Below are 20,366 nucleotides of genomic sequence, written 5' to 3' on the forward strand. Positions count from 1 at the left end.
GCGATCGCACGACAGTGCCCGTACAATAGACCTCCTGCACGAATCAAATTGGATGAGCAAGCTCATAGTTCAGCAAGCCTGCGATCAAGTTGAACCGTAGCCCAAATCGCCTGCGACGGTTACGGTAGCGCTCCGATAAGATGCGAAAAATCTTCAACTTGCGAAAGGTATGCTCCACCGTGATACGAACTTGCGCTAATTGTCGATTAAACTGACGTTCTTGCTTGGAGAGCGGACGCTTGCGCGATTTTTTGTAGGGCGTACAACTGTAAGCATGAAGTCTGGCGATGCCTTGATAGCCTCGGTCTGCCACCCAGAGTTGCTCAAGTTGGGTCGGCAACTGCGAGTCCTTGAACAAGCGGAAATCATGCTTGCGCCCTTTGCCAAATGCGGTGCAGACAATTTGACCGCTGAAATAGTCTACGACGACTTGCGCTTTTAGTGTGTGCCATTTTTGCTTACCACTGTAGTAAGGTCGCTGTTTTTTTTTGGACGTTCAATCGGACTTTCGCTGACATCAACTAACAGGAGGTTCCACCCTGCATCAGGCGAGTGCAGCGCCTTCTTGCCCGGAAGCCGAAATTCGCCCGACCGAATCAAACTGTTCTCAACTTTCCGCACAATGCGCCCCACGGTCGTTTCATGAATCCCCCAACTTTGTCCGATGTGGAACTGAGTCCGATACTCGCGCCAATATTCCATCGCAATCAAGAGTTGATCTTCGACTCCAAACTTGCCTTGTCCGCCTCGTTTGCCTTTTCGGATCAGCTTGGGTTTGAGAATTTCAACCATTTTCTCGAAGGTTTCACGCTTCACTCCGCACTTGCGTTTGAACGATTTTGGTGGCAGGTGTTGAATGCGATCGTACATTTGATCAGTCTCCTGAGTGGCATCTAGTCCTCTTTTCAGGAGTTCAAATCTGTGATCAGGATTCGTGCAGGAGGTCTAATCCCCCTACGAGTGCTTCCTAGCATAAATAGAAACGGTCAAAAATACTAGGTGTTTATCTGTAAGTTTGGTTTGCGGGAAAGTGCAATCTATCAGTCGCCTTTATTTCCAAAACCATCTGCGATCGACTGACCAATTTAGCTCACAGACTGTTCCTCTCAGTTGATTTGGATAACGCTGGAACTTTCCGCCGAGTTGTTTTGCCAAGTTCTGTGCCAGTTGTGTCCCCAAGCCCGAATTCGGACTTCTATCTGACGAGCCGATCGTCGCTAAGCCGTTGTCAATGACTCGAATCACTTGCTGGTTGTCTTCCTGAGTACATATCACAGTTAGGCGAGTCGCTCCAGTAGCGTGTTTTCCAACATTGCAGAGTGCTTCTTCGAGAAATCGGCAGAGTCCTCGTTTATGCTCCAATCGCAAGTTTCGAGTGTTTAAGGGATCGAATTGAACAATTTTAGATTTGAGCGTTTTGAAGTGAGGTAATTCTTGCTCTAATGTGTTGCAATACACTTTGTAAAGTAATTCATGCAGGGGTGCTTGTAAGGCAAGTTCGATCGCGCTACCTAACTGTAAGTGTGCTTCAGTCTCGATCGTTTCTCGCTGTACTGACTCATAAATCGATCGTAATTCTTGACTCAACCGCTGCAACTCTGATAGAAATGACGGCGCTTCTTGCGACTGAGCCATTCTAAGAATCTGAACTAATGTTTGCAGGGGTCCACTATGAATTGCATTAAAGGTCTGTTCGATCACAAATTGTCGCTCCTCTAATCGCAGTTGCAGTTCTTGTTCACGACGGTAAAACATGGCTGCAGTTAAGCCAGTTCCATTCAGTACCAGAATCAGCAATACCGGAACGATCGGCACCCACCATCCGAATAGAAGCAATCCATAGCTAATCGCGATCGCACTAGCACAAAGCAAAATTAGTCCAAGAAGAATTTTCCAGGGCGATCTCACAAATCGTCCGAAACTCATTCCCAACAGTCCCCACGCCACGATCCAAACTAGCTCCCATCCTGGTGCCCAAACTTGTAGTAACGGTCGCTGATCTAGCACTGCACTAAGAATCTGACTGATGGCATGTGCTTGCATTTCAACGCCATACACTCGCCCCGGATTGATCCCTACGATCGCTCCAGAACTCGCCAGATCTTTCGCACTGAGAGACATCACACCCACAAGCACAATCTTGCCTCTTAGCCATTGTGGATCGACTCCTGCCTCAATCTGGGCGAGAGACAGTACCCGAAATGGCATTGCCCCCCTGCGAACATTGAGCAAAATCTGATTGCCCCCTGCATCTACGTTGACATATCCACCAAAGTTAGGCTGAACTCTCGTCAGTTCGACGCTCCCAAATCTCATGGCATCCGGATCACGAATGCCATTCTCTAGCTCAATTCCTTGGGCAGCTAGATAGTGTTCTGCGAGTCGGGTCGTGAACGCAAAACGGTACTCTTGCTGCGGATTATGAGCACCGATCAGACTGCGACGCTGAAAGCCATCTGCATCCAAAACCGCATCGGCAAACCCAACTTGCTCAGACGGCAGGGCAGGCGGCGGTGCAACGGTAAAACCGCTACGATCGGGAAAAGCAATCTCGACTCCAAACACGTTCTTGGTCGTGCGAAATAGCGATGATAAGGCTGCATGACCCGGTTCAACGGGCACATCCCGTACAATATCGAGACCGATCGCACTCGGTTGATACGTTTGTAATCGCTGGATCAACTCAGCCAAAACGCGATCGGGAATCGGGTAAGTTCGAGCACGTTGAATATCTTCTTCGGTAATGCCTACAATCACAATGCGTTCGTCTTGGGGTTCTGGTGGGCGCAGTCGGAGAAATTTGTCTAACGTGACTAATTCCAAAAACTGAAGCGACCCAGTTAAACGTGCAAGAATGATGCCAACGATGACCGCAAGACCTGGCAGCGCACCCCGTCGTCTACGATTCATCGCAATGATCATTTCTCTTAAGAACTTAGACATAAAATCGTAAAACGCTTAATCTAGCAGTCCTTCTTCTCTGGCTCGTAATTCCGTTTGAATTCTCAAATTTTTGTTGTCATCCGGATACACCTCCAACACATCCCGAATCTTTGTCCAGTAGTATTGCACCGTTCGTTCTGAAACATTCATTCGTTTGGCGATCGCGGTATCCTGCAAGCCTTCTTGAAATGCCAACTGCAATACCTGCATCCAAGACGGTTTAAGTTGTACCCCGTTCCGGATCTCTTTCGGCGTGTAAGTTCGCTCTCGCAGCGACCAATCTATCATGGTCAGCATATCTTTTACTGGCTGACTTTTATCCACGACTGTGAATCCGCCCTGATGATTATCGATCGACGGTTTGAGCCAGATGAGAGTGCGAACATGAGCACTTTGAACGACAAGGTTCAAGTGGGGATAGCGTTCCATTAAAACTTTGAGCAGTTGAAGTCCAGAGTTTGCTTGGGCAACTTCTCCGATCGCATCTGGCATCACCAAATCGACAATCACCAGATTCGGGTGAGCTTGTTCAACCTGCCGTAGCGCTTCCTGTGCGGTTGGAGCGGTCAAAATTTCCGCTTGTGGATGCGCTTGCTTCAAGATGTTAAGTGTGCCGCCTAAGACGAGCGCATGGTCATCCACGACTAAAAAAGTTTGTTTTTCTGGCTGAGAAATTTGGGACATTGTTCACTTCCAACAAACAGGAGCGATTACAGTTCGTGCAAAGCATAACTTCGCAAGAACAAGATATCTCCTTACAGTAGACGAATCCTTTCGATCGTGCACTGCGACTGTGAGCCAGATTATGCTGTGGAGATCCGCAGCCAAGTTTGCGGGAAAGCGCAATCGAATCTACGGTGCGTTCAAGGTATTGTTGATATGTAATGAAGATTTCTCTAAGTCTGCATTGTTACCAGTGTGAAGTAAGCAACGGAAATTCCTGCCAAAACTAAACTCGATAGTAGTTTTCGTCGCTCTCTCTGAGCAATGACCACAACCGCATGAGCAATAAATCCTGCTGCCATTCCATCCGCGATCGAGAATGTGAGGGGTGTAATTAAGATCACGAGAAATGCTGGAATTGCTTCTGCTAAATCATTCCAATTAATCGATCGTACACCACTCATCATCAAGACCCCAATCATGATCAAAATAGGAGCCGTCGCAAACGCAGGAATCGCAGCAAACAAGGGTGTGAACAATGTTGAGATGAGAAAGAGGATTCCAACCACGATCGCAACGAATCCACTCCGCCCGCCTTCAAAGATGCCAGAAGCAGTTTCTAGATACGGAATCACTGGAACGCTACCGACGATCGCACCAAAGACAGTTCCAAGTGCGTTAGAGAGTAGGGATTGCTTAGAGCGGCGTAGCTCTCCATCGGGCTTAATGCAGTCGATTTGTTGCCCTAATACATTGAAAGAACTCATCGTATCGGACAAGGAAACAAACAACAGCACAAAGACGACTGCTACAAAATTTCCCAGTTGTGCCCCATTGAGATATTGAATTCCAGCGATCGCTTGTCCAATCAAATCATGAGGCAACTGAGGTAGAGCAAGAATGCCATGAGGCAGTGGTGCAACTCCAGTGAGCCAACCGATCGCAGCCGTACCAAAAATCACGAACAGGAACGCGCCCTTGACCTGTCGCACCATCAGCAATGCAGTTAATAAAATTCCAAAAATACCCATTAGCGTCGCAGGCTGTTTCAAGGTTCCTAAACTGGTCAGTGTGGCAGAATTCGCAACAATAATGCCTGTACCGACCTGAGAAGAGGTTACTTTTCCTGACAGAGCAATATACGAGAGGAACAAACCCAAACCAATCACCATTGCTTGTTTGAGCGAATTGGGAATGGCATCATCCAGGTGGCGACGGAGCGGACTTACAGACAAAGCCGTGAAGAGAATTCCCTCGACTAGGACAGCGGTGAGTGCTAATCGCCAATTCATGCCCATGCTGAGCACGATCGAGAAAGTAAATAGCGCACTGATGCCAGTCCCCGCCCCTAAGACAAACGGATAGTTCGTTAGCAATCCAATGAGGAAGCTAGACACCGCAGCACAAAGCGCGATCGCGACTAGAATCTGAGCAAATAGATCGCCGCTCTGCTGTAAAAATATCGCATTCCCTAGGATATGAGCATTCACGACGAGAATCGGAGCCGTAGTCATAAAGATAGTAAAGCCAGCGAGTAGTTCGGTGCGATAGTTCGTGCCCAACTGTTCAAACTGGAAGAACTGACCAATGCGATCTGAAGGTGAAAATCTAGAAATTTGTCGATTCATAGAGCAAAGATTAGGTGTAATGCCAAGCTGCTGCCTGACTTGTGAAATGGTGCAATGTTGGTACGTGCTGAAATCCGTTTGATTTAGATTTCTCAAGGGGAGCGATCGACCGTAGCTGAAGCCTGCATCAAAGTGAGGGGAGACTTTCCAAGGAAGGCGATATTTTTTGGGATATAGCTGTGAGGAAACCAGCTTGTACAGGAGTTGATGTATCCCATTCGCTTGCGTTGTGTTGCCCATTGTAAAACCGCCAACAAAGGCTTCATCTGCGGGAGAATGTCCCCGGTTGAGAATGGCGTGAAGGCTATCATGACCGTAAAGGCTAGTCTTGCCGGGTAATGCGATCGCGCTATTCACATCTTCAAAGACCCAGACAATCCAAGGCTCATCTTCTGGTCGATCGGTAGCTAACTGTTGTACAGCATCATGCAGACTACAAGAATCTGGGTCAATATAGAAATCCGGAGCAATATGATCATCTGGTAAGGATTTGAATTGATCAGTCAAATTTAATGAACTATTCATCTGAGAGTTCTGGGTTATGAGTAGGAATAGAGGAACAATCAGGCTTAACTAGCTTTATCGTAGAGATTTAGCTCAAGCGATACATCTAAAGAACGTCCCGATCTTTACGCAACGAAATAGAGTCAATCTAGTTAACATTCGTTGATTGACTGAGCATGATTACTTAGGTCTTTTGTCGCAGTGCTAGACGTGTTGGTGGCGATCGCTTCTCTACAAGACGAAAGTTAACAAGGGCTACTTTATTTCGTTTAGCGGAGGTCAAGACGATCTCCAGATGATTCTTCTCAGTTCAATCTCTAGGATAAAAACAATTCAGCATTGAGACTGAACAGGAGAACAGCATGATTAATAGTTTCCAATTGATTGATGCTTATCGAGGTTTAGCGATCGATCAATCTTCTCAAGATGCTCACATTGATGCCTTTCTAGATCATCTAAAGCCTGACGAACTACAAGGAGACTACCGCCGATTTTCTCAGCTTTTTGTGTTTGGAGATAGTCTATCAGACATGGGAAATACTTTTAAGCTCACAAAGCAAGCATTCGGGCAAGGAATTCCACCTGCGCCGCCTTATTTTCCAGGACATTTTTGTAATGGTCCGGTTTGGGTAGATTATCTTGCTCGCTTTCTCAAACTGTCTAGTTGTGAACATACGACCTTTGCGATCGCAGGAGCTACAACAGGCAGCATCAATACTCTTCCTGATACCCCTGCAAATCTGGTTCTCCCTGGATTGCAGCAACAAATCGAGACGTTTATCACATCGCTCGAAGGAACCCAAGCAGATTCAGATGCACTCTATGTGATTTGGGCAGGTGCAAATGATTATTTGAGTGGACAAATTACAAATCCAACCGGATCGATCGAGAACTTGATGCAGGCAGCAAAAAACCTGATTGATGCAGGCGTTAAAAATCTCATGGTCGCGAACTTACCTAGCTTGGGAAAACTGCCAAAACCGAGACTAGATAGCGATCGTGCGAAGGGTCTCAATGCTTTGACGAATGCCCACAACGCATCATTAGCAACAGCACTTCAAGCTTTACAACAATCTGTTAGTTCTGAGGTGAGCATCATGCTTTTTGATGTCAATTCCTTACTGGAGCGAGTACTGGCTGAACCTGAACAATTTGGGTTTACCAATGTTACTGATGCTGAAATGACTGTATTGGCTGACCTTCGGGGCTATACCGATAAATTCTTTTTCTGGGACGCAGTTCATCCAACGACGATCGCGCATTTGATTCTGGCAAAAGAGGCAGTCTCTCTCTTAGCCGTAAAGACTGAAGCACTTGTTTGCTAATTCATTTCATAACGCTCATCTATTTCTACAACAAGGAGATTACTATGCCCGTCGCTACTATTTTGTCTATGCTCGCAAACTCTCGTCAAATGATCGACACAATCAACAATGCTTGTACCGCAAAAGGTCTACCGCCAGCGCTCAAGATTGGGGAGAATATCACTGACATTGAAGGACATCGAGATTATCGATTTGAAGGATTTGGGCTGATTGCAGGGTTTCCTCCGAGACTTTCATTCTGGGTTCATTACAAACCAGAAAGCTCTGAGCACATCAATATGGGCAGGTTCACAATGCCGATTAGTATTGGCAAACTTTCTGAAATTCAATCCCTGATTGGGCAAGTGTAACGCCGATCTTCAAGGTAAAAAGTTGGTGTTGCGATCGCTAAAAATAAACAGCGATCGCCAAAATTACAACCATTCGCCCAAAGCAAGGGGCAAAATCTTTTCAACTCAAACTGGAGAAATCATGAGCAAAGTCTTATTGTCTGTTCCGTACTTTTCGCAAGTAAACAATGCAACGGAGTATCACGGTGCTGGATATCGCCAATGTAATCTCACTGTTCATGCAATGGCGATCGATTTTCTGACGAAGGGAGCGTTGAGCAAAAAGGCGAAGGAATTAGGCTTCTGTGAGCCTGAGAGCTACTACGGTAAGCTACTGGCGAAGTACGGAGACACCATCCAGCATCCGCCCCATACGCAGTGCATCGCTCAGGAATTTGGAATTGAATCAGAGTGGCGGTATAACCTACGCAAGACGGACTTGATCACCCAGTTAGACAAGCAGATTCCAGTGCCGATGGGTGTTGCCTACAAGGAAGGAGGACATATCATTCTAGCAGTTGGCTATGAAGAGGCGGGATTGTTAGTGCATGACCCTTATGGAGTGAGACATGGCGCATTGAATCGCTATGACGTGGGTGTAAAAGGCGCGAATGATCGCTATACCTGGAATTTGCTCAATCAAATTTACTGGGATCAGGGCAGCAATAGCGGCTGGGGAAGAATCTTTGTTCAATAAAGCGATCGCATTATACCAAATTGATTTTTGAGTGCTACAGATTCGCGTTGCCCCCTAACCCCCAATTCTGGGGGAACAAGAATCAAAGTCCCCCAGAATTGGGGGATTTAGGGGGCTTCCAAAATCTGTGGCATGAATAGATTGATTTGGTATTACTTCTGAGCGGGTATTGAATCCTTGAAAACAGGGGACAGAAGCCCGCTCAGGATAAACCAAGCTAAGTTCGATCGTGCTAAGTTGCTCAAGCTATCAAAATTCTGCGAGGTTGCTATGGCAAGAGACACATCTAGAGATGGATTTCGCAATCAATTACAAAGCTTTGCACTGACTAATTTTGCAGAGTTGTGGAACATTGTGCAAAGCAATGATTTTCTAAAACGTCAGATCAATAAATTTATTACGAACAATGCGATTTATGATGCGCCAACTCGTCCTCATCCTTTCAGCTTAATGGCTCCCTATACCTCTTGGGACTCTTTAACCGATCGTACTTACACGGGGCGGCACTTAGCTGCTAAACCCGAATGCAATCAGGAAAATCTGCCCCAACTTCAGGAACTAAGTTTTCTATTCAAGAAAAAGGGCGAAACCAAATACTCAGATAAATCTACGCTGCTATTTCCTTACTTTGTTCAGTGGTTTACCGATGGCTTTCTGCGAAGCGATCGGAACAATCGGATGAAGAATACTTCTAACCATCAAATTGATTTATCTCCAGTGTATGGTTTGAATCGGAAATCCACAGAATTATTGCGATCGCATCAAGGTGGTAAGCTCAAAAGTCAGATCCTCAACGGCGAAGAGTACCCGCAATTTTACTATGCAGATCCAGAACGAGGCATTGCAAAACCGGAATTTGCAGAACTCTACACTCCTGTTCCCCAAGAGCAAGAACGTCCACCAGCACAAAAGGCAAAACTGTTTGCAATGGGTGTAGAGCGAGCGAATGGGCAAGTTGGCTATGTGATGCTGAATGTGCTTTGTCTACGAGAACATAACCGGATTTGTGATTTACTAGCTCAAGAGTATCCGACTTGGGACGATGAACGTCTGTTTCAAACGGCTAGAAATACTGTGATTGGCATTTTGTTGAAGCTAGTCATTGAGGAGTATGTCAATCACTTAACGCCTTATCACTTTAAATTCATTGTTGATCCCGCAGCTTTTACAAATGAACGCTGGTATCGGCAGAACTGGATGTCGATCGAATTTACGCTAGTGTATCGCTGGCATAGTGCACTCCCCGATCAGTTGAGATATGACAATAAACTCATGCCCATGCCTGAGACATTATGGAACAACGATTTATTGATCAATAAAGGATTAGGAGCACTGTTTGAAGAAACTTGCACTCAACCTGCGGCGCGAATCGGATTGCATAATACGCCTGAATTTCTGGTTTCGGTTGAATTAGCAACGATCGATTTCGGGCGGCAGGCGCAGGTTGCCAGCTACAACGATTATCGTGAGATGTGCAAGTTTCCGCGAGTCACTGATTTTGATCAGATTACAGAGGATGAGGAAGTTCAGCAAGAACTGAAACACCTTTACGGTCATGTGGAAAATCTCGAATTCTATGTTGGGCTATGCGCCGAAGATGTGCGAGAAAATTCTGCTCTAGCTCCGTTGATTGGTCGATTGGTCGGAATTGATGCTTTCTCTCAGGCATTAACCAATCCGTTGTTAGCTCCAAGTATCTTCAATCCGCAAACATTTTCTCCGTTGGGATGGGAGATTTTGCAAACCACGAACAGCTTATCTGATTTAGTTAATCGTAATGTGCCTCAGGATAAGCGGTTTAACGTGACATTCTACCAAAATCGAAGTTGACAGCCGGCTTAAAGAATCCGAACATTTATTTGCAGTAGACTTCGTTTGGTTAGCTCACATCTTGCACCAATCTCAAGAAGACGATTTCTAGATGTTTCATTCACTGCTCCATTCCGCCCTCGATTGAAATCGGGGCTAATTGAGGAAAGTCCACTGAAGTGGACTCAAGCATTACAATCTGGCTCTCAGTCCTCTGAAGAGGACTTTCCTCTGTTAGCCCGGAGATTGATCTCTACCGTGTACACACAAGACTGAGTCGCTTCGTTTCGAGCGGCTAGTGCCCCCTAAATCCCCCAAATTTGGGGGACTTTGAGATCGAAAAATTTCTAGAAGCCTAGAACGGTTTCACCCTTCAAAGTCCCCCAGAATGGGGGATTTAGGGGGCGAAAGAGTTCTGCAACAACAGATTAATCAATTTGTGTGTACACAGTAGAGATTGACCTCCGGGTGGGGCGGTAGACTCACAGAACGATCGAGGTTGCATAGATAGCAAGCTGCGATCGATTCCGAAAAGACAGACGACCTAATAATCGAGTCACATAAGTTTTGACCGTACCTTCTGCAAGATGTAGCTCAGATGCAATTTCGCGGTTTGTACAGCCTTGACCAATCAGACGTAAAATATCTTGCTCTCTGGGGGTAAGAATGACTCTCTCTATCTCTGGTTGACTCACAGGAGTGGGAATATTAGTCAGCAGCTTTTCCATCAATCCTGGAGCCATTTGACTATAGCCGCAGTGAATTAGCCGAATTGCTTTTACAAGTTCCGAAATTGGCATATTTTTTAGTAAATATCCTTTTGCACCTGCCTGAATTGCTCGGAGAACATCTAAGTCTTGTTCGTATGTGCTTAATGCTAGAACTTTAGTCGATGGCAACTGATCGAGAATAGATCGAATTGCATCCCAACCATCTAAACTGTCGATTAACACAACATCAGGCTGCAAAACTTTGAGTTGTACGATCGCGCTTTTTGCATCTGCGACACTGCCAACAATTTGAAAGTCAGATTCCATCTCTAACATCGCTTTCAGCCCAGTACGCATGAGGCTTTGCGGATCAATCAATAGAACTCGAATCGTCGAAGCTTTGATTTGGGTTGTCGGAGTCAGTTCTGAGGTCATCATGGCATTCACTTGAAAAGAGCATTTCTGTCACCTCCTCATCTTGGTCGATCGACTTCGTTTTTCAAATCCATAAACCTCATCTAAAACCTCATAAGATTTTCGTGATAGAAATCCACTCTAGTATTATTTGCAGCACTGGATACTGATATTAAAAAATGGAATTTCTATTGTTCAGAATCGTTGCTCAAATTGGCTTATTGTAATCTTTGAAACCCGCATTGAAAAAACGAGCAATTCCTGATTGAATAAGAAAAAATATTGTGCTGGTGTACCGATCGCAGAAATATAGCAGTTATACAGGGGGTTATGTAGTGAGACAACGAAAGCGATCGAGAATTTGGCATCTAGCAATTCTCGCTATGTTGCAATTCTTTTGTGTTGTCGCTTGGAGCACTTTTATCCCAGGAATTGCTCAAACGGTGGCGAATCCTTCTGTGATTGCTCAAGCTTCAAAGAATGGTTCACCCGAATTAATTCGCGCTCAAACATTGAATACTCAAGGTGCAAATCAACTTGCATCAGGACAAGTAGAGGCAGCACTCGAAACCTGGAAACAAGCCGAAGCAGCATACAAAGCAGCGTCAGACGAACGGGGAATGCTCGGCAGCCAACTCAACCAGGTGCAAGCTCTTCAAGCGCTTGGACAGTATCGACGGGCTAGAACGAATTTAGAACAAATCAATGCTCGATTACAAAGCTTGCCTGATTCTGTTTTGAAAGCTGATGGGCTTAGAAGTTTAGGAATCACACAGTTTAGAGTCGGTGATCTAAAAGAATCTCAAGCGACTTTGCAGTCTAGTTTGACCCTCTCTCAGCGCTTAAATTCAGATCAGAGCTATACATTACTAGCATTAGGTAATGTGACTAGAGCACTTAGGACACGTGAGAAAAAAGAGAGCGGAAAAACGAATGAAGCGATCGCATTCTATCAACAAGCCGCGACTCTAGCGCCTGATGCTCTAACGCGATCGCAAGCCAAACTCAATCAGTTGAGCCTTTTAGCCGAAACAAACCCAACGCTCAATCAAGCGCCTCTAATTGCAGAAGTTCGATCGCTACTCAAGACTTTACCGTTGAGTCGTGCATCAATCTACGCTGAAGTGAATTTAGCAGAGAGCTTGACGAAACTGAAAAATCAGGATCAACAAGCGATCGCACAAATTCTCGCCAATGCGACTAAACAAGCGCGAGAACTCAAAGATCCGAGAGCAGAAGCTTACGCATTAGGACAATTAGGGCATCTCTATGAAACACTGCGCCAATGGTCAGATTCCCGCAAAGTCACCGAAGAGGCACTAAAAATTGCTCAAACAATTCAGGCGAATGATATTGCAGTCTCTTGGCAATGGCAGTTAGGACGAGTTCTCAAACAGCAGGGACAAATCCCGGATGCGATCGCGGCTTACAATCAAGCGGTCGATACGCTCGCAATCCTCCGAAGCGATCTGATTGCAATGAACCCTGAAGTCCAGTTTTCTTTCCGAGAGCAAGTCGAGCCGATTTACCGCGAGTTAGTGCAATTACTACTGCAAGACGATCCGAACCAAAAGACGCTACAACGAGCCAGAGAAGTGGTCGAAGCACTTCAACTCGCAGAACTTAACAATTTCTTTCGAGAAGCTTGCTTAGATGTGAGACCGCAGCAGATTGATCAAGTCGATCAAAATGCCGCCGTTATTTACTCGATTCTTTTGCCCGATCGATTAGCAGTAATTCTATCGCTACCCGGTCAGCCGATTCGCTACTACACTCCCTCAATCCCATCCGACTCTGCAACGATCGAGAAAGCCTATGATGATCTCTTTGCTACCCTTAACCCATTTGTTGCCAGCCCAAATCCGCTCCGCGCAAATCAGCAACTCTACGATTTTTTAATTCGCCCCATTGCAAAAGATCTTGCTCAAAGTCAGGTTAAAACGCTCGTATTTGTTCTCGATGGTGTTCTGCGCGGAATTCCGATCGCAGCTTTACATGATGGTCAACAATACCTGATTGAACAATACAGCATCGCTCTATCTCCTGGTTTGCAATTGTTACCTCCGCGCTGGCAACGGAGTACACTAACCGCCAGAGTACCTTCAGATCAGTTGCAAACTCTAGCAGGAGGAGTCTCTGAAGCCCGCCAAGGATTTACAGCACTCCCTGGCGTAGTGAAAGAAGTAGAGCAAATTTCGACATTAGTTCCAACAAATGTTTTACTGAACCAAGCTTTTACACGCACTCAGTTTGAAGGCAAAGTCGAAACCGTTCCCTTTCCGATCGTACATCTTGCCACACATGGTCAGTTCTCCTCTGAAGCAGAGAATACCTTCTTGCTAACCTGGGACGGGCGCATCAATGTAAAAGAGTTTGACCAACTGTTAGAAGGTCGCAATCGTCAGGATCGTAGACCGATCGAACTCTTAATTTTAAGTGCTTGTCAAACTGCGACCGGAGATAAGCGAGCGGCTTTGGGACTTGCAGGAGTAGCCCTTCGCTCTGGTGCAAGAAGTACGATCGCAACGCTTTGGTCAGTGCAAGATAACTCTACCGCGATTCTGATGAGCCAACTTTATGAAGAACTACGTCAGCCTGGAACGACTTTAGCTGAGGCACTGCGACGCGCACAATTGAAGTTATTGCGATCGCAAGATTATCAACAACCTTTCTACTGGTCGCCCTTTGTTTTGGTGGGCAACTGGCAGTAGATCAACGACAGAAAGCTAAGAGGGCGTTTGAAAAGTATCGTTCATTGCATCAATCGCCCCTCGAATGAATTCGGGGCTATCGGAACAAAGTCTGTTGAAACAGACTGAAGAACCTGAGTTCGGGTTAATCAGGTGCTTGAAAAGATATCGGTTGACGCATTTACCCGCCCGGAAATGAATCTCCGGGCTAATGAAGGAAACCCCGCTAAAGCGGGCTGAGCGCGTAAAACAAAGTTCTTAGCCCGCTTTAGCGGGGTTGCCCTGATCAGCCCGGAGATTTATTTCCGGGCGGACTTGCAACGAAGCAAAAGGGATTTGGCTAGGGCATGTCCACCAATTTCTCATCCCGAACTCAGACTGAAGAGACTGCTACGACTGGCTTTCAGTCCCCTTCAGTGGACTTCACTCCGATAGACCGTGATTTCCAATCACGGGCGAACTACAATCGAAGCAAAGACCTTCTTGTACTTCTCAAACATCCTCTAATATTAGACCTGCTTTGAAAATAGATTTTCATGTAGGAGATCTATTGACTGCTCTCTAGCTCCGAATTTGAGCCATCATTGCTGCATCATCCCAGTAAGAAGAAACTTGCTGGATTTTTCCAGATTCGTGTATTTCAAACACACTAATCCCTTCACCCGTTCCCTGCTTGCCGCTCTTTCCTAACGCTCGCATCGTCCATTTCACTGCTGCTCCATTCCCTGCAATGAAAACATTGTCTTGAGAGAGTTCTAGCTTCTCAAACGCCTTTGAAAGCAGTCCAAAGAAAGCTTTAGCATTTTCACGCGCTTTACTCGGTGGATTGCCCACGGGATCATAGATAATCGCATCTTCTGTAAAGTTCTCCGTCCATGCTTCTATGTCCATCGTTTGAAGACTAGAAAAGTACGATGTAACCAGTTTTTGAATTAGCTCAGGTGACATGGGATTTTTCCTCTACCGCGACTCAATTTGCATTGTAACAACGAGGGTAATCATAAGAGTTTTTATGCCAAACTCCATCAGGTTGACTGATCACACTAACATTTGGCTCAAGTGCATCACCGATGTTGTAGATGTAGTTGAAAGCACCTTTGTTATCTTGTAAATGTGCTTGCAAAAACAAGGCACTCCAACGGGCGATCGTGTCGATCGCAGTGTCTTGATCTAAAGTCGGTCGATTCGGTTCGCGGACTAAATTATCCTCATTGGTAATGCCGTAGTGATTTGCGCCTGCGATCGTAATCAACGCTTTAGGTGGATTGCGAATTTGATCATAGGTGTTTTCGCTAGAGAAAGGTTGCACAACGCCATCGCGATCGCCCAAAATTAAGCCAAGTGCGACCCCTTGATTGTTCACGGGTTGAAAAACATTCGTCACTTGATCTCGAAAGCTCGCTCCGTAGAAAATACCTGCCATCAGTTCCGGTGGTTTCGTGTAACTATCAGAACAAATGCCAAGGAGACAAACCTCTTCTTGACTAGCACCCAAACCCACCGCACCGCCAAAAGAGTGCCCCAACAATCCTAATTTCTCGGTATCCACAATTTTAGCGATCGGAGAGCGAGGATTGGTATCTTCCGATCGCATCTGCGCTAGAACATCATTGATCTGCTGCTGTTCAGCGAGTAGTCCTGTAAGTGATTGCCCATTTGGAAGCGCGATCGTTCTTTCGTTATTGGGTACGACGACGATAAAGCCATAGCTTGCAACTTCCGAAGCAAACTCTGAGTAGTCCGCTTTATCCACCAGTGCGCCTTGTAATAGTAGCGCGATCGGGAATTCTGTCTTAGATGAACGAGGGACAACTGGATAGTAGATATCAGCAAGATCACCGTCAGCCGCAATTGTAGTCGTAAATTGAGTTGTCTTTTTGTAGATAGGTTCTGGGCTAAAGAACTTGGAGGAGCAATCTTTAAGGTAACTGGAGCAAGAGCCACGACGACCGAATGATTTTGCCTGAGTCGTAATGTCATCAATCAGGGGTTGTCTTCGGTGGTAAACATTCTCGAAACACAATGCTCTGTTTTCCTGTAAGCTAATATCAGTTATAGATTGAGTGTTGAACATAGATAGTTTCATTTCTGCATTTGCTTGCTGATCATCTTGGCGGTTTCCTCAAGATTTTGAAATCCATAAATCTCATGCAAAATCTCATATTTACTCATAAAAAATATGACCGATGTTGCCAAAAGTATTCGTGTTGCTAATCCCGATCAAATCTGCTTGAATGACCGAAGTAGAGTCTGGGAAAGTCCGGTTTAGGTTGATTTCTTTCCCTAAGCGAATGGCATAGGTTTACCTCTATTCGATACATCACTAAGGAATGCGTCATGATTCACCGGAACTTACTCGCTTGGTGTCTTGGAATCAGTGGACTTTTGATGGCTTCACCCGCGATCGCTCAACTCGTTCCCGATAGCAGCTTGGGATCAGAATCGTCGATCGTCACTCCCGGAACAGTCAATGCTTTACCTGCTGAGGTAATTAGCGGAGGGGCACAGCGGGGGACGCTCTTGTTTCATAGCTTCCGCGATTTTAATGTTGGCGATGGTGGGCGCGTTTATTTTGGCAATCCGACTGGAGTTGGGAATATCTTTACACGAGTGACCGGAACAACGCCCTCGAATATTTTCGGCACGTTGGGTGTAAATGGGGGTGCAAGTTTGTTCTTGCTCAACCCAAATGGGATTTTGTTTGGTACGAATGCGCGGTTAGATATTCGCGGCTCGTTTGTGGCGAGTAGTAGCGATCGCTTAATCTTTAACGATGGATTTGCCTACAGTGCCAGCACTCCACAAGCGCCACCTTTACTCACGATTAGTACGCCAATTGGGTTGCAGTATGGAAATCGTGCGGGGGAAGTGCGATCGCAAGGTGCAATTCTACAAGTTCAAAATGGTCAAACCTTAGCTTTAGTGGGCGGTAATGTTGCAATCGAGGGTGGGCAGTTACTCGCACCTGGAGGACGAATTGCATTAGGCGGCATTTCAGAAGCGGGAACAATCGGATTGAATTCGGATGGGAGTTTGAATTTTCCTGATTCCCTTGTACGCAGCGATACTGTGCTGACGAATGGTGCTTTGGTCGATGTTACTGCTGGTGGAGGGGGTGAGATTGCGATCGCCGCTCGTAATCTCGAAATGAGCGAAGGCAGTCGTCTTCGAGCCGGAATCGGAGCAGGGTTAGGATCTGCACAAGCACAAGCTGGCAAGATCACCATTCAAGCCGCAGAAAACGCCGCCTTTCAAAACTCATTCATCGAAAATTTAGTTGCTGATAACAGTATCGGCAATGGTGGAGACATTGAGATTGACGCGCGATCACTGTTTCTGAACAATTCACCGATATCAGCTAGCACGTTGAGTGAAGGAGCAAGCGGGAATTTGACTGTGAAAGCCACTGAATCGGTACAAGTTATTGGAATATTATCATCAGATGATGAGTTTCCTGGCGGCTTGTCTACTCGAACTCGAAGTCGTGGCAATGCAGGAAATGTAAGCATTGAAACGAGAAATCTCATCGTCCGTGACGGGGCAGTCATATCATCTAGTACTTTTGGTGAAGGAGCAGGCGGGAATTTGACCATGAAAGCCACTGAATCGGTACAAGTTATTGGAGAGTCGGCAGATGGTCAGATTGGTAGCGGCTTCTTTGCTCTGATTAGAAGTTTTAGCGATGGCGATTCAGGGAATATAAGCATTGAGACGGGAACTCTCATCGTTCGCGATGGAGCACAAATATCAACTGCTAACTTTGGTGAAGGAGCAGGTGGGAATTTGACCGTGAAAGCCACTGAATTGATACAACTCATTGGAGAGTCGCCAACTGGTCCGTTTCCCAGCGGCTTGTTTACTCAAACTCAAGATCGTGGTAGTGCAGGGAATCTAATCATTGAGACGGAAAATTTCATCGTTCGCGATGGGGCACAAGTATCATCTGGTACTCGTGGTGAAGGAGCAGGTGGGAATTTGACCGTGAAAGCTACTGAATCGGTACAACTCATTGGAGGGTCACCAGTTGATCAGGCTCCCAGCGCCTTGTTTTCTCGAACTGAAAGTCGTGGCAATGCAGGGAATATAAGCATTGAGACGGGAACTCTTATCGTCCGCGATGGGGCGCAAGCATCATCGGGTACTCGTGGGGGTAGTGGAGCAGGCGGGAATTTAACCGTGAGTGCCGCAAATTTGATACAAGTCATTGGAACCTCAAGCGATGGTCAATTTCCCAGTCGCTTGACCGCAAGAACAACGGCGAGCGGCAATGCTGGAGATATTGCGCTGAAAACCAGGCATCTCATAATTGAGAACGGGGGCGATGTCTCCAGTCAACAAACGACTGCAACGGCAACTGGAAACGTTGGCAATATTCGCATTCAAGCAGAATCGCTGTCTGTTGGAAACAATGCAACTCTCACCGTCGCAGACAGCAGAACGATCGTTGCTCCTCAAAGAACCGCATCTGTTGGCAATATCAACGTTCAGACCAACACGCTGAAGGTCGATCGCGGCATCATCTCTGCCGCAACTGCCAGCACTGATGGCGGGAACATTGGTCTAGACGTGCAGGACGTATTGCTATTACGGAACGGAGGGCGAATCTCGACCGATGCGGGAACGGCTCAAGCGGGCGGCAATGGAGGCAATATCACCCTGAATAGCAACTTCATTGTCGCGGTGCCTGAAGAAAACAGTATTATCTCCGCGAATGCCTTCACGGGTCGCGGCGGTAACATTCGCATCACCACGCAAGGACTGTTCGGGATTGAGCCTCGATCGAGTGCTACCACTGGATTGAGCAGCATTACCGCGAGTTCTCAGTTTGGCATCAGTGGCACAATTACGCTAAACACGCCTGATGTTGATCCGAGTCAAGGCTTAGTGCAGTTGCCCACGGAGTTGCAAGACACGAGTGGATTGATTGCCTCCACTTGTCCAGCCGATGAGGGTAATTCGTTTGCGATCACAGGACGGGGTGGAATACCCGAAGATCCAAGACAACCGTTAATGAGCGATCGAGTCTGGCTCGACGATCGAGCTTCCACCCAAACCTCGACTCCCAGTCCTCAACCTACGATCGTAGAAGCTCAGGGCTGGGTACGCGATCGCAATGGCACAATCGCGCTAGTTGCAACCTATCCCAGTGGCACGACCCAAGCGATTCACTCTCCTTTCTGTGCAGTGCGATCGAGATGAATTGATCCTCTCAGCAATCCTCGATCGTGCTAGTAAAATACACTCGATCCCGACTGCTAAATTTCTATAGTTCGATTAGAGATGAGGATTTGAGTAAGCGCGTCATGATCACAACAGCAATCAGATTCAGCAATCCCAAAATCATAAATAGAAATCCAATGCCTCGTCCCGCTCCTGTTCCAATCAAGACTCCCACACTGCCTGCCAACAATCCTTGTTCAGCCAGCAATGGTTCAAATATCTGTTCTGCGATCGCACCCATGCTCAAGTAAGCAATGATTGAGGGGATATTCTCGATCATGCGCTTGATGCCAAAGATGCGTCCCTGCAACTCAGAATCGACCTGACTCTGCCAAATCGTTTGGGCACAACTCAGTGCGATCGGGTAAGTAAACATATAGCCAAATCCGCCCAGTGCAGCCAGCAGAATCGAATGCTTCAATCCGCCGAGCAGCAAGAAAAAGCCTTGCAATGCAACTGATCCCAGTACGCCATGAATCTTGTTCTGAAAGCCACCCCAGGCGCTCATTGCGATGCTTCCTAACAACCAGCCGCATCCACACATTGATATCACGATCCCTAGCTGAGTGGTCGATGCAAAACTCAGAACCAACGGGGAAAATAGCACTTCTAATGCGCCTAATGAGAAGAACATCACGATCGCAAGTCCTAGAAGTTTAACCAGGAGTCGATGCTGAGAAACATACTGCCAACTCATCTGCAAGTCGCTGAAGATTGTGATTTTGCTTGCAATCGATTGATGTTCAGGGAATCGGATCATCAACAGAATCACTAGAGAAATAAGAAAGCTAATGAAATCAATCCAGAGAACGTCTTGAATTTGAAGTGTGACGAGGAGCAAGCTTGCTAGTAAAGGCGCGAGAATCTGAGAACCTGCTTGCGCGAGTTGGATCAATCCGCTCACTTGTCCCCAATATCGCGCCGGGGCGAGTTGTGAAACGGTTGCCGAAAACGCTGTGGCTTGAACCACCATGAAGCTCGATCGCATGAGCAGAATTGGATAAATCAGCCAGCGATGAGCTTGGGAAGTTAGAATCAAGATCGCGATCGCAAGCGTCAATAGTCCTGCTCCACTATCGCCCAGGATCATCGTCCAACGCCGACTCCAGCGATCCGCTAAGATCCCAGCAAACGGCGCAATCAAAATCTCTGGTGCGTAGGTGCAGAGATAAATCAATGCGAACTGAGTGACTGAGCTAGTTTGCTGATATACCCAAATCCCTAGCGCAAATCCGGTCAGCCGAGATCCGATCGCAGAAAGGAATTGCCCAATCCACAAGCTCAGAAAGACTTTCTTGCGCTGCGTCAAATAACGATCGACTTTCTGAAGCGGAGACGACTGAAGAAGATTAACAATAGGATGGGGCTTGTTCTCCATTTTTGTTACCTGCCAGTACATGGACTTCTAATTGAGAACCCTTAAAGGCTTGGTGT

At 46.5% G+C, this 20,366-nt stretch carries 14 protein-coding genes; 6 read left to right on the plus strand and 8 right to left on the minus strand.

Features of this window, described 5'->3' with window-relative positions:
• Nucleotides 1–43: 43 nt before the first annotated feature.
• From ACQ4M5_RS08915 to ACQ4M5_RS08930, 4 genes are all read right to left on the minus strand, one after another.
• Nucleotides 44–870 (minus strand): IS5 family transposase gene (locus tag ACQ4M5_RS08915; protein WP_430674732.1). Its coding sequence is split into 2 segments (ribosomal slippage): nucleotides 44–483 and nucleotides 483–870, totalling 828 coding nucleotides; the frame shifts between segments, so codons are not numbered across the junction.
• A 180-nt stretch (nucleotides 871–1,050) separates the two neighbouring features.
• Entirely contained in the window at nucleotides 1,051–2,943 is a 1,893-nt protein-coding gene (locus ACQ4M5_RS08920; RefSeq protein WP_430675230.1) for a CHASE2 domain-containing protein, read from the minus strand.
• 15 nt (nucleotides 2,944–2,958) lie between these two features.
• The gene (locus tag ACQ4M5_RS08925) at nucleotides 2,959–3,627 is read right to left on the minus strand and encodes a response regulator (protein ID WP_430675231.1); all 669 of its coding nucleotides are present in this window, start codon (nucleotides 3,625–3,627) and stop codon (nucleotides 2,959–2,961) included.
• A 212-nt stretch (nucleotides 3,628–3,839) separates the two neighbouring features.
• Nucleotides 3,840–5,759 carry an NCS2 family permease gene (locus ACQ4M5_RS08930; RefSeq protein ID WP_430675232.1) on the minus strand — a complete coding sequence of 640 codons (1,920 nt, stop codon included), beginning with the start codon at nucleotides 5,757–5,759 and terminating at the stop codon, nucleotides 3,840–3,842.
• Between the two features lie 341 nt (nucleotides 5,760–6,100).
• On the opposite strand from ACQ4M5_RS08930, the gene ACQ4M5_RS08935 reads away from it, so the two are divergent.
• The 4 genes from ACQ4M5_RS08935 to ACQ4M5_RS08950 all read left to right on the plus strand — a co-directional run bounded on the left by ACQ4M5_RS08935 (nucleotide 6,101) and on the right by ACQ4M5_RS08950 (nucleotide 9,919).
• The gene (locus ACQ4M5_RS08935) at nucleotides 6,101–7,063 is read left to right on the plus strand and encodes an SGNH/GDSL hydrolase family protein (RefSeq protein ID WP_430675233.1); all 963 of its coding nucleotides are present in this window, start codon (nucleotides 6,101–6,103) and stop codon (nucleotides 7,061–7,063) included.
• A gap of 44 nt (nucleotides 7,064–7,107) precedes the next feature.
• On the plus strand, nucleotides 7,108–7,413 hold the full coding sequence (locus tag ACQ4M5_RS08940) for a hypothetical protein (RefSeq protein ID WP_430675234.1): 306 nt from the start codon (nucleotides 7,108–7,110) through the stop codon (nucleotides 7,411–7,413).
• 121 nt (nucleotides 7,414–7,534) lie between these two features.
• Nucleotides 7,535–8,089, plus strand: a complete 555-nt coding sequence (locus ACQ4M5_RS08945) for a C39 family peptidase (protein WP_430675235.1) — start codon at nucleotides 7,535–7,537, stop codon at nucleotides 8,087–8,089.
• Nucleotides 8,090–8,359: 270 nt separating this feature from the next.
• Nucleotides 8,360–9,919, plus strand: coding sequence for a peroxidase family protein (locus ACQ4M5_RS08950; RefSeq protein ID WP_430675236.1), 1,560 nt, complete (start codon nucleotides 8,360–8,362; stop codon nucleotides 9,917–9,919).
• Between the two features lie 461 nt (nucleotides 9,920–10,380).
• On the opposite strand, the gene ACQ4M5_RS08955 is transcribed toward ACQ4M5_RS08950, so the two are convergent.
• The gene (locus ACQ4M5_RS08955) at nucleotides 10,381–11,046 is read right to left on the minus strand and encodes a response regulator (RefSeq protein WP_430675237.1); all 666 of its coding nucleotides are present in this window, start codon (nucleotides 11,044–11,046) and stop codon (nucleotides 10,381–10,383) included.
• A gap of 311 nt (nucleotides 11,047–11,357) precedes the next feature.
• Between ACQ4M5_RS08955 and ACQ4M5_RS08960 the strand changes: the two genes are divergently transcribed.
• Nucleotides 11,358–13,733: a CHAT domain-containing protein gene (locus tag ACQ4M5_RS08960; protein WP_430675238.1), complete on the plus strand. Its 2,376-nt coding sequence runs from the start codon at nucleotides 11,358–11,360 to the stop codon at nucleotides 13,731–13,733.
• 540 nt (nucleotides 13,734–14,273) lie between these two features.
• Here ACQ4M5_RS08960 and ACQ4M5_RS08965 read toward each other — a convergent pair.
• Both ACQ4M5_RS08965 and ACQ4M5_RS08970 read right to left on the minus strand, forming a co-directional pair.
• Complete coding sequence (locus tag ACQ4M5_RS08965; RefSeq protein ID WP_430675239.1) at nucleotides 14,274–14,660, minus strand: nuclear transport factor 2 family protein; 387 nt, start codon at nucleotides 14,658–14,660, stop codon at nucleotides 14,274–14,276.
• 22 nt (nucleotides 14,661–14,682) lie between these two features.
• Nucleotides 14,683–15,798 (minus strand): alpha/beta hydrolase family protein, encoded by a 1,116-nt coding sequence (locus ACQ4M5_RS08970; protein ID WP_430675240.1) that lies wholly within the window; start codon nucleotides 15,796–15,798, stop codon nucleotides 14,683–14,685.
• A 251-nt stretch (nucleotides 15,799–16,049) separates the two neighbouring features.
• Here ACQ4M5_RS08970 and ACQ4M5_RS08975 point away from each other — a divergent pair, with 251 nt between their 5' ends.
• Nucleotides 16,050–18,911 (plus strand): filamentous hemagglutinin N-terminal domain-containing protein, encoded by a 2,862-nt coding sequence (locus ACQ4M5_RS08975; protein ID WP_430675241.1) that lies wholly within the window; start codon nucleotides 16,050–16,052, stop codon nucleotides 18,909–18,911.
• A 64-nt stretch (nucleotides 18,912–18,975) separates the two neighbouring features.
• Here ACQ4M5_RS08975 and ACQ4M5_RS08980 read toward each other — a convergent pair whose 3' ends face one another.
• Entirely contained in the window at nucleotides 18,976–20,310 is a 1,335-nt protein-coding gene (locus tag ACQ4M5_RS08980) for an MFS transporter (RefSeq protein WP_430675242.1), read from the minus strand.
• Between the last annotated feature and the right edge of the window lie 56 nt (nucleotides 20,311–20,366).

Origin of the sequence: Leptolyngbya sp. AN10 (assembly GCF_050565645.1) — a bacterium.
Taxonomy (GTDB): Bacteria; Cyanobacteriota; Cyanobacteriia; order Leptolyngbyales; family Leptolyngbyaceae; genus Leptolyngbya.